This is a genomic window from Ahrensia kielensis DSM 5890, from assembly GCF_000374465.1.
Classification (GTDB): Bacteria; Pseudomonadota; Alphaproteobacteria; order Rhizobiales; family Rhizobiaceae; genus Ahrensia; species Ahrensia kielensis.
Genome location: NZ_KB894529.1, coordinates 166,079 through 179,790, shown reverse-complemented (window position 1 = coordinate 179,790; position 13,712 = coordinate 166,079). Strand labels below are relative to the sequence as shown.

General features: G+C 48.7%; 12 protein-coding genes. 8 read left to right on the top strand and 4 right to left on the bottom strand.

The features are described 5' to 3' along the window. Positions 1–183 precede the first annotated feature (183 nt). The gene (gene ileS, locus C504_RS0107010; RefSeq protein WP_018688612.1) at positions 184–3,114 is read left to right on the top strand and encodes an isoleucine--tRNA ligase; all 2,931 of its coding nucleotides are present in this window, start codon (positions 184–186) and stop codon (positions 3,112–3,114) included. A 134-nt stretch (positions 3,115–3,248) separates the two neighbouring features. Beyond that, on the top strand, positions 3,249–3,812 hold the full coding sequence (locus C504_RS17375) for a hypothetical protein (protein WP_041951629.1): 564 nt from the start codon (positions 3,249–3,251) through the stop codon (positions 3,810–3,812). Positions 3,813–3,820: 8 nt separating this feature from the next. Here the strand turns inward: C504_RS17375 and C504_RS0107000 are convergent, their stop codons facing one another. Continuing rightward, complete coding sequence (locus C504_RS0107000; protein WP_018688610.1) at positions 3,821–4,279, bottom strand: nucleoside deaminase; 459 nt, start codon at positions 4,277–4,279, stop codon at positions 3,821–3,823. A gap of 68 nt (positions 4,280–4,347) precedes the next feature. Between C504_RS0107000 and C504_RS0106995 the strand changes: the two genes are divergently transcribed. From C504_RS0106995 to C504_RS0106985, 3 genes are read left to right on the top strand one after another with little or no spacing between them, the layout of a single operon-like run. Beyond that, positions 4,348–5,790 (top strand): pseudouridine synthase, encoded by a 1,443-nt coding sequence (locus C504_RS0106995; RefSeq protein WP_018688609.1) that lies wholly within the window; start codon positions 4,348–4,350, stop codon positions 5,788–5,790. A gap of 9 nt (positions 5,791–5,799) precedes the next feature. Next, positions 5,800–6,366, top strand: a complete 567-nt coding sequence (gene rsmD / locus C504_RS0106990) for a 16S rRNA (guanine(966)-N(2))-methyltransferase RsmD (RefSeq protein WP_018688608.1) — start codon at positions 5,800–5,802, stop codon at positions 6,364–6,366. A 7-nt stretch (positions 6,367–6,373) separates the two neighbouring features. Further along, entirely contained in the window at positions 6,374–7,255 is an 882-nt protein-coding gene (locus C504_RS0106985) for a patatin-like phospholipase family protein (RefSeq protein WP_018688607.1), read from the top strand. A 17-nt stretch (positions 7,256–7,272) separates the two neighbouring features. Here the strand turns inward: C504_RS0106985 and C504_RS0106980 are convergent, their stop codons facing one another. From C504_RS0106980 to C504_RS0106970, 3 genes are read right to left on the bottom strand one after another with little or no spacing between them, the layout of a single operon-like run. Further along, positions 7,273–8,706 (bottom strand): MATE family efflux transporter, encoded by a 1,434-nt coding sequence (locus C504_RS0106980; protein ID WP_018688606.1) that lies wholly within the window; start codon positions 8,704–8,706, stop codon positions 7,273–7,275. Then, positions 8,703–9,119 carry a VOC family protein gene (locus tag C504_RS0106975; RefSeq protein ID WP_026317291.1) on the bottom strand — a complete coding sequence of 139 codons (417 nt, stop codon included), beginning with the start codon at positions 9,117–9,119 and terminating at the stop codon, positions 8,703–8,705. Before C504_RS0106975 ends, C504_RS0106980 begins: the two co-directional genes overlap by 4 nt. A gap of 11 nt (positions 9,120–9,130) precedes the next feature. Then, positions 9,131–10,954 carry a monovalent cation:proton antiporter-2 (CPA2) family protein gene (locus tag C504_RS0106970; RefSeq protein ID WP_018688604.1) on the bottom strand — a complete coding sequence of 608 codons (1,824 nt, stop codon included), beginning with the start codon at positions 10,952–10,954 and terminating at the stop codon, positions 9,131–9,133. A 186-nt stretch (positions 10,955–11,140) separates the two neighbouring features. Here C504_RS0106970 and C504_RS0106965 point away from each other — a divergent pair, with 186 nt between their 5' ends. The 3 genes from C504_RS0106965 to C504_RS0106955 are packed head-to-tail and all read left to right on the top strand — an operon-like array spanning position 11,141 to position 13,591. Continuing rightward, entirely contained in the window at positions 11,141–12,478 is a 1,338-nt protein-coding gene (locus C504_RS0106965) for a TldD/PmbA family protein (protein WP_018688603.1), read from the top strand. Between the two features lie 2 nt (positions 12,479–12,480). After that, complete coding sequence (locus C504_RS0106960; protein ID WP_018688602.1) at positions 12,481–13,317, top strand: 3'(2'),5'-bisphosphate nucleotidase CysQ; 837 nt, start codon at positions 12,481–12,483, stop codon at positions 13,315–13,317. Between the two features lie 34 nt (positions 13,318–13,351). Then, complete coding sequence (locus C504_RS0106955; RefSeq protein ID WP_018688601.1) at positions 13,352–13,591, top strand: DUF4170 domain-containing protein; 240 nt, start codon at positions 13,352–13,354, stop codon at positions 13,589–13,591. Positions 13,592–13,712 lie beyond the last annotated feature (121 nt).

The window sequence follows — 13,712 nt, the reverse complement described above, 5'->3', positions numbered from 1 at the left end:
AGCATTGCTATGGGAAACGCATGTTTATGGAAGCTATCATAATCCGAATTATAGGCCCGGCCTACCGCTAGCAGCGATGTAAGGCCGGGATATTGCGCATTGTCTTCGCGCCCATTTTCCATTTGAACTTTAATGCCGCGCCGATACACCGTAAGCCGCGCCAGAAATGACCGATAAACAACTATGACCGATTCTGCCGATAACAAGATCGACTATTCCAAAACACTCAATTTGCCGCAGACAGATTTTCCTATGCGTGCTGGCTTGCCTAAAAAAGAGCCTGAAATCATTGAACGCTGGAATGAGATGAACCTCTATAAATCTTTGCGTGAAGATGCCAAGGGCCGTGAGAAGTTTGTGCTGCATGATGGTCCGCCCTATGCCAATGGCAATCTGCACATCGGCCACGCGCTCAACAAAACACTAAAAGATGTTATCACGCGCTCATTCCAAATGCGCGGCTATGATTCCAACTATGTGCCGGGCTGGGATTGCCACGGTCTTCCAATCGAATGGAAAATCGAAGAGCAATATCGCGGTAAGGGTAAAAACAAGGACGAAGTGCCAATCAATGAGTTCCGTCAGGAATGTCGTGATTTTGCAGCGCACTGGGTCGGTGTTCAATCAGAAGAGTTCTTGCGCCTTGGCATCACGGGTGACTTTGAAAATCCATATCTGACAATGAACTTCGATAGCGAAGCAATCATTGCTGGCGAGTTGATGAAATTTGCTAAATCTGGCCAGCTTTATCGTGGTTCAAAGCCAATCATGTGGTCAGTGGTTGAGCAAACTGCCTTGGCTGAAGCTGAGATCGAATATGAGATGTATGAGTCTGATACGGTTTGGGTAAAGTTCCCAATCGCTAAAGGCCCTGACCATCTCAAAGGCGCGTCGATTGTTATCTGGACAACGACGCCGTGGACAATGCCAGCCAACCGCTGCGTTTGTTACTCTAAAAAAGTGTCCTATGGCCTTTATGAAGTGACCGTTGCTGAAAACGAATTTGGTCCGCAACCTGGCGATCGCTCAATTTTTGCCGATAGTCTTGTCGGTGAATGTGCAGAAAAAGCCAAAGTGGAAATGAAGCGTGTTGGCGATGTTTCTGTCGATGATCTCAAAGGTATGGTCCTTGATCATCCACTAAAGGGTATGGGCGTTGATGGTTACCAGTTCAAAGTACCAATGCTGCACGGCGATCATGTAACGGAAGATGCCGGTACAGGCTTTGTTCATACAGCACCTGGCCATGGCCGTGATGACTTTGAGAATTGGGTCGCTAAACGCGCGGAAATCGAAGCGCTTGGTATAGATTCGTCTATTCCGTTCTGTGTGGCCGATGATGGCACCTATACAGACGATGCACCGGGTTTTCCTGATGTCAAAGTAATTGATGAAAAGGGCAAAAAGGGTAAAGCCAACCAAGCGGTGATCACTGCGCTTATTGGCCAAAACAATTTGTTTGCGCGTGGCCGTGTTAAGCATGAGTACCCACATTCATGGCGCTCTAAGAAGCCGATCATCTTCCGCAATACGCCGCAATGGTTTGTCTATATGGACAAGGATGGCGTGTGCGAAAAAGGAACGCTTCGTAACACAGCTTTGGCAGCGATCGAAGAGACGCGCTTTGTACCAGCTTTGGGCAAAAACCGTTTGCGCGGCATGATCGAAGGACGCCCCGATTGGGTGCTTTCGCGTCAGCGCGCTTGGGGTGTGCCTATCTCTGTTTTCCGTAATGAGGAAACAGGACAGGTTATTCCGGGCCCTGAATTCGATAAATCTGATGAACTCTCACAGCGCATTGTCGAGGCTTTCAAAAAAGAAGGCGCAGATGCGTGGTATGCTGAGGGTGCAAAAAAACGCTTCTTAGATGGCATTGTGGACAATCAGGAGCAATGGACGAAAGTTAACGACATCCTTGATGTTTGGTTTGATTCAGGTTCAACCCATGCTTTCTGTCTGGAGCAACGTGAAGATTTGAAATGGCCTGCCGATCTTTACCTCGAAGGTTCAGATCAGCATCGCGGTTGGTTCCATTCATCATTGCTTGAAAGCTCTGGCACAAGAGGCCGTGCGCCTTATGATGCTGTGCTGACACATGGCTTCGTAATGGCTGAAGACGGAACGAAAATGTCCAAATCTAAGGGCAATGTTGTGACGCCGCAGGAAGTCATCAGCCAATCGGGTGCTGACATTTTGCGTCTTTGGGTTGCTTCATCTGATTATTCAGAAGATTTGCGCCTCGGCAAAACCATTCTGCAAACCAACATCGATAGCTACCGTAAGTTGCGCAACACATTGCGCTGGATGCTCGGCACGCTTTCGCATGATGAGGGTGAGGAGGTGGCTCTTGCTGATATGCCAGAACTAGAACGCCTGATGCTTCACCGTATCTGGGAACTCGATAAGCTGGTAAACAGCAATTACGATAGTTTCGATTTTAAACGCATCACGCGCAGCTTGCTTGATTTTATGGTGCTTGAACTGTCAGCGTTTTATTTCGATGTTCGTAAAGACGCGCTTTACTGCGATGGTCCATCGTCGGTTCGCCGCAAGGCTGCGTTGCAGGTTGTTGGTCATCTGTTCGATCGCTTGGTTACGTGGATGGCACCGATTTTGCCATTTACGATGGAAGAAACATGGCTCAGCCGTTATCCGGATGCGAAATCTGTTCACTTTGAGCAGTTCCGTAGCTGTCCTGATGAATGGCGCGATGATGCATTGGCGACAAAGTGGAAAAAAGTGCGTCAGGTACGCCGTGTTGTGACCGGTGCTTTGGAGATCGAACGCCGCGAGAAACGCATTGGTTCTTCTTTGGAAGCCGCACCTGTGGTTTACATCAATAATGATGAGCTAAACACTGCGATCAATGGCCTTGATATGGAAGAGATCTGTATCACGTCTGATATTGAGATCAGTGTTGGCACTGCGCCAGATGGTGCATTCACACTTGATGATGTTGCTGGCGTTGCCGTTGTGCCGCAATTAGCAAAAGGTGAAAAATGTGCGCGCTCTTGGCGTGTGACAACAGATGTTGGCGCCGATCCAGAGTTTCCTGAAGTATCCGCACGCGATGCAAAGGTTCTTCAGGAGTTGAAACTTCTGGGTAAATTATAAGCACATTGCTTGAATTGCCGTGCTTATGGTATGAACAACCACGAAAAAGTCAGATTTCGCGTCTAACGCGGAGTCTGAATTTAAATGCGTTTATGCGCAGGCCTTAAATTAGGCGAAACAGGGTGTTGAATTTGATGATTAAAAATGTCGTAAAAACAGGTGTAGTTGTTGCAGTTGCAGCTTCTGTGGCTGGCTGTATGGGCCCAACCTACGGTACAGGCAAAACATCTGGCGCACATTTGATGGATGATTTAGGCGGCGCGCTTTCATTAGCTCCAGCTGGTCATGATAAGGCTGGCATCCAGTATACGCCGCGCCCTGATATCGTGAAGCCTGCTGACACATCCGCATTACCTGCCCCGCAGAAAAAGATTGCTGATACTTCAGCTGAGTGGCCAGAATCACCAGAGCAAAAGCGTCAACGTATCTTAGCAGACATCGAAAGCGGCAAGCGCAGCGCTAACTTTGTAACGAACCGTGCAGATGCTAATGCACTTGGCTCGTCTGCAGGTCCAGGACGGGGCGCAACCGGCGGCACTCGTACTTACCTTACCGATCCACCTGCTGAATATAATCAACCTGCCGAAACAGCTGTAGCAGGCGAGTTGGGCGAAAGCGAAGCGACTAAAGAACGTGCGCGTAAAAAAGCACAGGGTAAGGGTAAAACTGGTTTGGGACGTCTTATCCCTTGGCTCTAAAGCATGAATTAGCGCCGCGCTAAGAAAAAATCTTTCAGGATGCGCGCTGATGCATCTGCTGAAATGCCATCATACACTTCAGGTGCATGGTGGCATGTTTCATTTGAAAAGAAGCGTGTGCCAGAGATGATTGCCCCGCCTTTTTCATCGAGTGCGCCAAAATACAAACGGCGAATACGTGCGTGAGATATGGCACCTGCGCACATCGCACAGGGCTCCAGTGTCACGTATAGGTCGCAACCTTCCAGTCGTTCGCGGCCAAGTTTTTTAGCAGCCATCCTTATTGCCATTGTTTCGGCATGCGCAGTTGGGTCATGATCGGTTCGTGTACGGTTGCCACAACGTGAAATAACTTCGCCGTCAAGGACAATGACTGCGCCGACGGGGACTTCGCCCATTGCTCCAGCCAACGCGGCTTCTGCCAATGCGATATCCATAAAGCTTTCTTTTGATGTTGCTGTAGTCATATTCAAAGTTTCTCTCGCAAATATTGCCCTCTTTTGTTAGGGAGCGGTAACAACCAAGGCAATACCAGATGAATAAGAATGATGATAAGCGCAGCTTTAAGAGCAAGCCGACCCAAAATGAGGCAACTTCGCGCCCTGTAGAACGTATCGCTAAGCGTTTGGCGAGAGCAGGCATAGCCTCGCGCCGTGATGCCGAAGCGTTGATTGTGGACGGCCGAATTAAAGTCAATGGCAAGACGCTGACCACACCTGCGCTCAATGTAAGCGACAGTGATATTATTTTGATTGACGGAAAACCTATTCCGACGATCGAAAGAACACGCCTATGGCTTTACCATAAGCCCGGCGGCTTGGTGACAAGCAACCGCGATACAGAAGGACGAGCAACAGTTTTTGAAAGCCTGCCGGATGAATTGCCACGTGTTGTGTCAGTTGGCCGGTTGGATATTAACACTGAAGGCCTGCTGCTTTTAACAAATGATGGCGGTTTGGCCCGTGTACTTGAATTGCCTCAAACGGGCTGGTTGCGCCGATACCGTGTGCGTGCACATGGCAAGGTTACACAGCAGCAGCTTGATAAACTAAAAGACGGTATTGCTGTTGATGGTGTTTTCTACGCCTCTATTGAAGCACGTCTTGAGCGCGAGCAAGGCACGAATGTTTGGATTGAAGTCGGTCTTCGTGAAGGTAAAAACCGCGAAGTTAAAAACGTGATGGGCGCACTTGGCCTTGATGTTAACAGACTTATCCGTATTTCATTCGGTCCTTTCCAGCTGGGTGAATTGCGCGAAGGTGAAGTATTGGAAGTTAAAGGACGCACACTGCGTGACCAACTTGGCGACCGATTGATTGAAGAATCTGGCGCTAATTTTGATGCACCCGTGACCAATGCATTTCCCAATGCACCGGTGCGCAGCAATAAACCTGTCGAAGACAAACGTATTGAAGCATCACGCCGTGGTGATTGGGTGTCTGGCACCAAACTCTTAGGCGAAGCTGCCGAAGAAGAAGCGCGTAAAGAAGCTAAAAAAGCAGGGCGTAGATACGAAAAGCCCGTTGATAAGCGTGAACGTGATCGCGATAGCTGGTCGACACAGGCGCCATCTGAAGATCGCGGTAAAAAGCCGAGCTTTGATAAAGCCAAACGCGAAGCGCGTCCCAGCCGTTCAGTAAATGTTTGGATGGCCCCAGGTGCACGCCCGCAAGGCAAGCGCAAAGATGATGAGGCTGAAGGACGTGGTGATGCACGCGGTCCACGTCGCTCAGACTCCAAAAGCGAAGGCGGTCTGCGTTCAAAAGGAATGTACGGCGCTAAAAAAGAAGATGGCAAAAAGCGTAGCGACAAAATGTTTGATGCCTCCGCTTCGCCAAACGGCGACAAAAGACCAAGAGGCGCAAAGCCAGCTGGTAAGCCAAATGATCGCCCCGGCGGATGGAAAGCTGGAGATCGCTCGAAATCTGGCAAACCGACGGCAGGCCGTCGGCCACCTCAGCGCGGCAAAAAGGACTAGAAACGGTTTATGCGTATCGTTGGCGGTAAATTCAAAGGACGTGCAATTGCAGGCCCTAAAGCCGGTTCAGATGACATAAGGCCGACGACAGATCGCGCGCGTGAAAGCTTGTTCAATGTTTTGCAACATGCTTACTCTGACAAACTGAGCGGTGGACGTGTTGCCGATGTTTTTGCAGGCACTGGTGCGCTTGGTTTTGAAGCGATGTCGCGCGGTGCATCTTTTGCTTTGTTTATCGAAATGGGTGCGCAGGGCCGCGGTCTTATACGTGAAACGACACACACACTTGGCTTGCAAGGCTCCACTAAACTTTTCCGGCGTGACGCAACCAAGCTTGGCCCTGCTGGAACTGTAGAGCCGTTTGATTTGGTCTTTATGGACCCGCCTTATAATAAACAATTAGGCGAGCTAGCGCTTGTATCTCTGCGTGAAGGGAACTGGCTGCATGCAGATGCTCTCATTGTGCTGGAGGAAGCATCAAAGGCACCATTCATGATGCCTGATGGTTTTCAACTGATAGACGAGCGAAGCTCAAATACCAGTGTGGTAAGATTTATAAAGCAAATCGAGAAATAATAAGGCTATGGCTGACATGAAAAAGCCCTCTGATAAGGCCGCCCCATCCACAAATGACCCCACGGTTGCTGTCGCATTTGGCGGCGGCGGTGCGCGCGGCTATGCGCATATCCATATCATCGAGGTTCTTGATGAAATGGGCATCAGGCCAGTTGCTGTTTCAGGGGCTTCTATTGGTGCGATCATGGGCGCGGCAGTTGCATCGGGTATTTCAGGCAAAGAAATACGTGAATATAGTCTGGAACTCGCTAGCAATCGAACTGGTGCTTTAACACGTTATGTGAAGGCTCGGCCGAGCGGTTTTAAAAACATGTTCAACAATGAGTTCAGTATTGGACAGCTCGACGCTCGAACCATGCTTAAAGCGTTCTTGCCTGAGCAGATCAAAAAGACATTCGCTGAACTTGAGATCCCTTTGTCTGTCAGCGCAACAGACTATTATGGCTTCAAAGAAACGGTTTACACCGACGGTGACTTGATTGATGCCGTGGCGGCTTCGGCTTCTATACCAGCCGTATTTAGGCCCGTGCAAATAAATGGCCGCTATATGGTTGATGGCGGTATTTATAACCCAGTGCCATTTGATCATCTCATAGGACACGCTGATATTGTTATCGGTATTGATGTCGTTGGAACGCCTATTGGCGATGCAACCAAGGCGCCTAAAGCCATCGATAGCATTTATGGCGCTAGCCAATTAATGATGCAGTCTATTCTCAGCCATAAATTGGCAATGAGCCCGCTGGACATTTTCCTGCGCCCGAATATTTCAAAATATAGGGTTCAGGACTTCTTCAAAGCGCAAAATATTATCGACGACTCCATAGGCGTTCGCGATGAGCTAAAACGTTCTTTGGATGCGGCGATGAACAAGATCATCAAGTCGTAATGGCCGAGGCTTGGCCACTAGCCAAGATTGGCACCCTTCGAGCTTGAAAATGGAGAGTTGGCTGCAGGCGGTAGAGAAGGTTGTGGCTCAATGTCATCATCATCTCGCTTCTCAATTGTTTTCAAAACACGAAAACAAGTAATGATAGCCGCAAGTCCGAACATAACAGCGCCTAATGCCCAGCCTGCCAATACGCCCTGTGCGCCATAATATTGAGCACCAACCCAGACAAATGGAATGACGCCCAAGGTTGAGCGGCCCCAGTTGAATACGGTGGAATAAAACGCATAGCCAAGATTGTTAAACGCGGCATTGGCAACGAACAGTGCCCCGTTGAACAGAAAGCTGATCGCTGCAAATTGACAAAAGAATATGATCAGCGTGCGCGCTTCACCACTTGTGTCAAAAATGTCAGCAATTGTTCCTGCTAGGAAAAACAATATAAAGCAGACAACAAGGACATAGCATAGCGTGAAAACCAATGCGTCACGCATAGACTGTCTGACGCGGTCATATAATTTTGCACCGTAATTCTGTCCCAATATCGGGCCTATCGCGCCTGAAAGCGCAAAGATAACACCAAAAACGACTGGTATTACGCGGCCAATGACAGCCCATCCAGCAACCGCTGAATCACCGAAACTAGAAATTTCTGCTGTCACATAAGCATTGCCAACAGGGGTAGACAATTGTGTCAAGACAGCAGGAATTGCAATGCCAGCAAAAGGCTTTGACACACGAGAAAATGTCTTGATGGTCGGCAGCTTGACGAGGTTATGGACAATTATTGCACCATAAAGTCCTGCAATCATAATGATGCTACGCGATATAACCGTTGCAATTGCTGCACCTGTAACGCCCATATCAAGCGTAAATATAAAGAACGGGTCAAGCACTGCCGATGCGGCTCCCCCTAAGAGGGTGACGTACATCGCGCGCTTGGCATCGCCTACGCCGCGCAGTATCCCACTTGCCCCCATGCCGATAGACATAACAATTGTTGAGGGTAGAACGATCTGTAAAAAGCCGGTGGCAATAATGCGTGTTTCGCCTGATGCTCCTAAAAGCCCTAACAGGTAATCAATGTTAGGCCATGCGGCCGCAACAATGATTGTCATGACGATTGCAATTAAGAGCAATGCTGCGCCGCCATTTTCCGCAGCAAGCGTTCTGTTGTTCTGACCAAGTGCTCTGGAAACAAGCGCGCTTACGCCAATTGTCATGCCAATGGCTACTGACAATGTGAAGAACATGAGTGTGCCTGCATAGCCAATTGCAGCGGCAAGCTCGGCTTGACCAAGGAGCGAAATATAAAACAGGTTAAGCGCATCAACCATAAATATTGCGACGAGACCGAGTGAGCCCGTAGCCGTCATGGTGATGACATGTCGCATCGTTCCGCCAGTTGTGAATTTGGCGTTACTGGCAACACCGGAAGGCTTTGTCGTCATGCGGCAAAAACCTGATCCATTGACGTAAAGCCTTTAAACTCAAGTGCGTTGCCGGAAGGATCGCGGATAAAAAGCGTTGCTTGTTCTCCTGCTTCGCCTTCAAAGCGCAAGCTGGGTTTCATAATCCAGTCAGTACCGTCATAGGCTTCAAGTTTGGCCGCCAGTGCTTTCCAATCATCCATCATAAGAACGACACCGAAATGGGGAATAGGCACGATGTCTTTGCCAACAGAGCCAGCGCTATGGGTCGGTTGCATATCTTTCCGAAGGTGGGCCGACATTTGATGCCCAAACAAACTGAAATCTGTCCAAGTTTCAGATGAACGCCCCGGCGTGCATCCAAGAACATCATGATAAAATGCGCGCGTTTCCTGCAAGTCTCGCACTGGAAAGGCTAAATGAAAAGGTGTCACAGATGGATCACTCACGCGTTGGCTCCCTTCTTAGAGTGGCGTTCTTCAACATTCACGATACGACCTTCTTGTTTAGGTTTCGTGAGTGGTTCAGGCTTCACAGGGGTTGTATGAATCATATTGCCGCCTGCCGCCAGTCCTTCACTTGCTTGAATACGCAAACGCTGTTCATCAAGGCGCCGAACATCATCAACGATGTCTCGCGATTGTTCCTCGCTCACTCCCAGAGCTTCCAGAGTGCTTGCGCCAAACAACAGGCCCGATTCAAAAGTTTCGCGAAGTTCGTACTCCACCTCTTTTGCACGAAGGCTTAAACTGTGGGTGCGATCATAAGAGCGTACGTAAAGTTTTTGTTCGGGATATTCGGCCTTAATGAGATCAACAATGTGATCGGTGGTATACATTTTATGGGTGCAAATAGCGACAAGACGGGCGCGTCTAATGCCAGCAGCTTCTAATACCTCTTTGCGTGTTCCATCGCCATAATAGATACGAAACCCGAACTTTCCGGCCGATTGAACACGGTCAGCGGAGTTATCAATAATCGTCACTTCCTTGCCGCCTGCAAGAAGTGCTTGCGATGCAATTTGCCCAAACCGTGAAAAGCCGATCATCAGCACATCGACACTTTCATCGGCTCCTTCAAAATTTTCTTCCATATCAACAATTGGGCTTGCTTTTTCTAAACGCGATCCTAGCGCTACGGACAAAGGTGTAAGCGCCATTGATAATGTTGTGATGGCAATCAGCAGGGAAGATGTGTCTTGATCAAAAATACTCATGCCTGCGGCTGCGGAAAAAAGGACAAAGCCAAATTCCCCGCCCTGTGGCAACACCATCGCGGTGCGCAGAGACACATTGTAATCACTTCCAAAAACACGGCATAGCACGAACACCACCAATGATTTGACGATCATTAAAAGCGGCACAGCAATGATAATTGTAAGCCATTCGCTTGTCAGAACGCCGAGGTTTAAACTCATGCCGATCGCAATGAAAAAGAGGCCAAGTAACAAACCTCTGAAAGGTTCAATGTCCGCTTCAAGCTCGTGTCGATAAGACGATTCTGCGAGCATTACCCCCGCTATGAATGCGCCCATAGCCATGGAAAGACCTGCCAATTGCATCAAGTAAGCTGAGCCAAGTACCACCAGCAAGGCAGTCGCTAACATGGCTTCGCGTGCGCCCGTATTACCTATAATGCGTAGCAATGGTGTGAGCAGATAGCGCCCAGCCACGATGAGAAGAACGATTGCCCCGACAGCCTTGCCAAATTGTATTAAGCCATTTGAATCCGTTTCAGTGGCAAATGGTGCAAGCAGTGGAATGACGGCAAGCAAGGGAACGATTGCAAGGTCTTGAAATAACAAGATAGCAAATGATTTTTGCCCATGTTGCCGGTTCATCTCGCCGCGCTCTTCAAGCACTTGTAGTGCAAAGGCCGTCGATGAAAGCGCTAAGCCAAAACCGATAACTGCCGATGCCGCTATGCCTTTATCCGTGAGGAGTGCAGCCAGTGATGTAAGGGCGACGCCAGTTAAGAAAACTTGCAGTAAACCAATGCCAAAAATATCGCGCCGTAAAGACCATAACCGTGAAGGCTTTAATTCAAGCCCGATAATAAACAACAAAAAGACGACGCCAAGTTCAGACACTTGGAGAACTTGTTCCGCGTCTGTAACAAGCCGCAACACTGGGCCAATCACAACGCCTGCCGCCAAATATCCAAGCACGGTGCCAAGGCCAAGTTTTTTGAAAAGGGGTGCAGCAACGACAGCTGCGCCCAAGATCAGAACGGCTTCACTAAACAATGCAGTCGCTTCGCCGCCAGCCATAAACTTGATCCTTTGAAATATTCGGTATGTTATTGCTTGAAATTTGAGACAACAATTAGATCTCTCAAAAACTTGATGAAATCTCAAGCTATTCATACATAGTACTGCATAGATATTGCACGTATCTTGTGCCAGAAGACAAGTATAACAATTTGCGCTTAGCGCGTACCATCAATCGGAGACAATATGCAGGACGACTCCCAGAGTTTGATCGATCACGCTGCCGCACTTGTAGAGGCTGCTAAACGCGCTGGAGCAGATGCGAGCGACGCTGTTGCCGTACGCCAAAGATCAACGTCAATTCAAGTGCGCAATGGCAAAGTTGAAGGGACGGATGCATCTGAAGCTGACGATATGTCACTGCGGGTTTTTGTTGGTCAGAAGGTCGCTAGTATTTCTGCAGCGACATCGAGCAATCCAGACATGCTTGCCGCGCGCGCGGTTGCGATGGCTAAGGTTTCGCCGGATGATACTTTCAATGGTTTGGCTGACGCAGATCGGTTAGCTTCAGAATTTGCCGATCTTGATCTTTATGACAAAAGCGACGTAACGGCAGAAATGTTGACACAAGATGCGCTCGAAGCCGAAGCCGCAGCTTTAGAAATTGCAGGTGTGTCAAAGTCATCTGGTGCAGGCGCATCTGCCGGTGTTGGCGGAATGGTGCTTGTAACCTCCCATGGATTTCAAGGCAGTTATCAGGGAACGCGCTTTGGCTGTTCAGTCTCAGTGATTGCCGGTGAAGGAAGCGGTATGGAGCGTGACTACGATTATTCCAGCCGACTATTTTATAATGATCTTGATCGTCGCAGCGAAATAGGAAGGTCGGCTGGCGAGCGTGCAGTAAAGCGATTAAACCCGCGTAAAATGCCTACGCAAACCGTGCCAATTATTTTTGATCCACGGGTTTCACGCGGTATTTTGGGACATTTAAACAGCGCGATCAATGGCGCATCTGTCGCCCGTAAATCTTCTTTCCTGCAAGAAAAAATGGGTAAGCAGATCGCCAATGATAAGATTACGATTATTGATGATCCGAATATTGTGCGCGGGCAGGCTTCTCGGCAGTTCGATGGCGAGGGCGTTCGCGGTGAAAAACTGACGATGGTAGAAAACGGTGTTTTGCAACACTGGTATCTTTCCACGTCTATTGGCCGTGAACTTGGTTTGCCAACCAATGGCAGGGGTGCACGTGGTGGCACCTCCGTTGGTGCATCACCAACCAATGTATGGATGCAGCCGGGCGAACAATCACCGGATGAAATCATCAAAGCCGTTGGAACGGGTTTTTATGTCACCGAAGTCTTTGGCCAAGGCGTAGACATGGTTACAGGTGAATATAGCCGTGGCGCGTCAGGTTTTTGGATCGAAAATGGCGAGATTGCGTTCCCAGTGTCTGAAGTGACGATTGCATCGAATCTAAAAGACATGTTTATGACAATGGTACCTGCAAATGATTTGGACAGAAATTACGGCACTGCTGCGCCTACAATTTTGGTTCCAGAAATGACACTGGCTGGCAGTTAAGCATGGATAAGAACTTGTTGAATAATGAAGATGGATTCAGCTACCAAGAAGACTTGGACCTGATCGTTGAAGTTGCGCGTCATGCGGGTAACTTGGCAATGCCATATTTTCACGGTGACAAACAACTTGATGTACAGATGAAGGTTGGTGACTCTCCAGTGAGCGCTGCAGATTATGCCGTAAATGCTTATCTTGAAGAACATTTGATGGCAGCGCGTCCAGACTATGGCTGGCTTTCTGAAGAAACGCTAGATTCTGATAAATCTGTGCGGCTTGCTGCAAAACGCACATTTATTGTGGACCCTATTGATGGCACACGCGGGTTTATCAATGGTTCAAAAGTTTGGTGTGTATCCGTCGGTATCGTTGAGGATGGCCGTCCTGTTGCTGGTGTCTTAGTTTGCCCAGCATGCGATGAAATCTATACAGCCGTATTAGGCGACGGCGCTAAACTAAACGGCGAAATTATTAAAATTGACGCTGAACTGCCCAGCCAGGACTCGCTCATCATTGGCGGTGCGCGTGTTTTCCTTGATGCAATGGATATAAGAACGACTGCCTTTTATAAACGTCATCCACATGTGCCATCGCTTGCTTATCGCATTGCCATGGTCGCGGCGGGTAAAATGGCGGGTACTTACATCAAACCAAATGCGCATGATTGGGATATTGCCGCGGCGGATTTGATTTTGCATGAGGCGGGCGGCGTTTTGCTGGATGCTAAGGGCGAACGCTTTGTACTCAATCAACTAAGCCCGAAGAAGCCGGTTATGGTTGCATGTCATCCAGAACTACTAAAAACAATGCTCGGTATTGTCGTAGAAACACCGTTCAGCTAGAGCACAACAAGATATGAACTAATGAGGTTTTTTAATGAGCGATGACAACACAGAAAAACAATTGCTTCATATGGTGATTGGCGGAGAGTTAACGTCTTTGGAAGGTAAAACTTTCCGTGATTTGGATGCGCTCGATATCGTTGGCGTGTACCCAAATTATGAATCCGCTGTGGCTGCATGGAAGTCTAAAGCACAGCAAACCGTCGACAATGCGCATATGCGTTATTTCGTTGTGCATTTGCACCGCTTGCTTGATCCGCAAGACGAGAAATAGGCGCTTAAATTGAACATAAGATTGCCGCTATTCTGATTTATCAGGTAATCTTCATCGCAGCTGTGGGCCCGACTGCTTGACGGGGCTTACACGAGCAAATTAAACACGTTTATCGCGAAAA

Excerpts from the sequence above, each read along its gene's own strand:
- ileS (WP_018688612.1), top strand. The coding sequence starts at position 184 with ATGACCGATTCTGCCGATAACAAGATCGACTATTCCAAAACACTCAAT.
- C504_RS17375 (WP_041951629.1), top strand. The coding sequence starts at position 3,249 with ATGATTAAAAATGTCGTAAAAACAGGTGTAGTTGTTGCAGTTGCAGCT.
- C504_RS0107000 (WP_018688610.1), bottom strand. The coding sequence starts at position 4,279 with ATGACTACAGCAACATCAAAAGAAAGCTTTATGGATATCGCATTGGCA.
- C504_RS0106995 (WP_018688609.1), top strand. The coding sequence starts at position 4,348 with ATGAATAAGAATGATGATAAGCGCAGCTTTAAGAGCAAGCCGACCCAA.
- rsmD (WP_018688608.1), top strand. The coding sequence starts at position 5,800 with ATGCGTATCGTTGGCGGTAAATTCAAAGGACGTGCAATTGCAGGCCCT.
- C504_RS0106985 (WP_018688607.1), top strand. The coding sequence starts at position 6,374 with ATGGCTGACATGAAAAAGCCCTCTGATAAGGCCGCCCCATCCACAAAT.
- C504_RS0106980 (WP_018688606.1), bottom strand. The coding sequence starts at position 8,706 with ATGACGACAAAGCCTTCCGGTGTTGCCAGTAACGCCAAATTCACAACT.
- C504_RS0106970 (WP_018688604.1), bottom strand. The coding sequence starts at position 10,954 with ATGGCTGGCGGCGAAGCGACTGCATTGTTTAGTGAAGCCGTTCTGATC.
- C504_RS0106965 (WP_018688603.1), top strand. The coding sequence starts at position 11,141 with ATGCAGGACGACTCCCAGAGTTTGATCGATCACGCTGCCGCACTTGTA.
- C504_RS0106960 (WP_018688602.1), top strand. The coding sequence starts at position 12,481 with ATGGATAAGAACTTGTTGAATAATGAAGATGGATTCAGCTACCAAGAA.
- C504_RS0106955 (WP_018688601.1), top strand. The coding sequence starts at position 13,352 with ATGAGCGATGACAACACAGAAAAACAATTGCTTCATATGGTGATTGGC.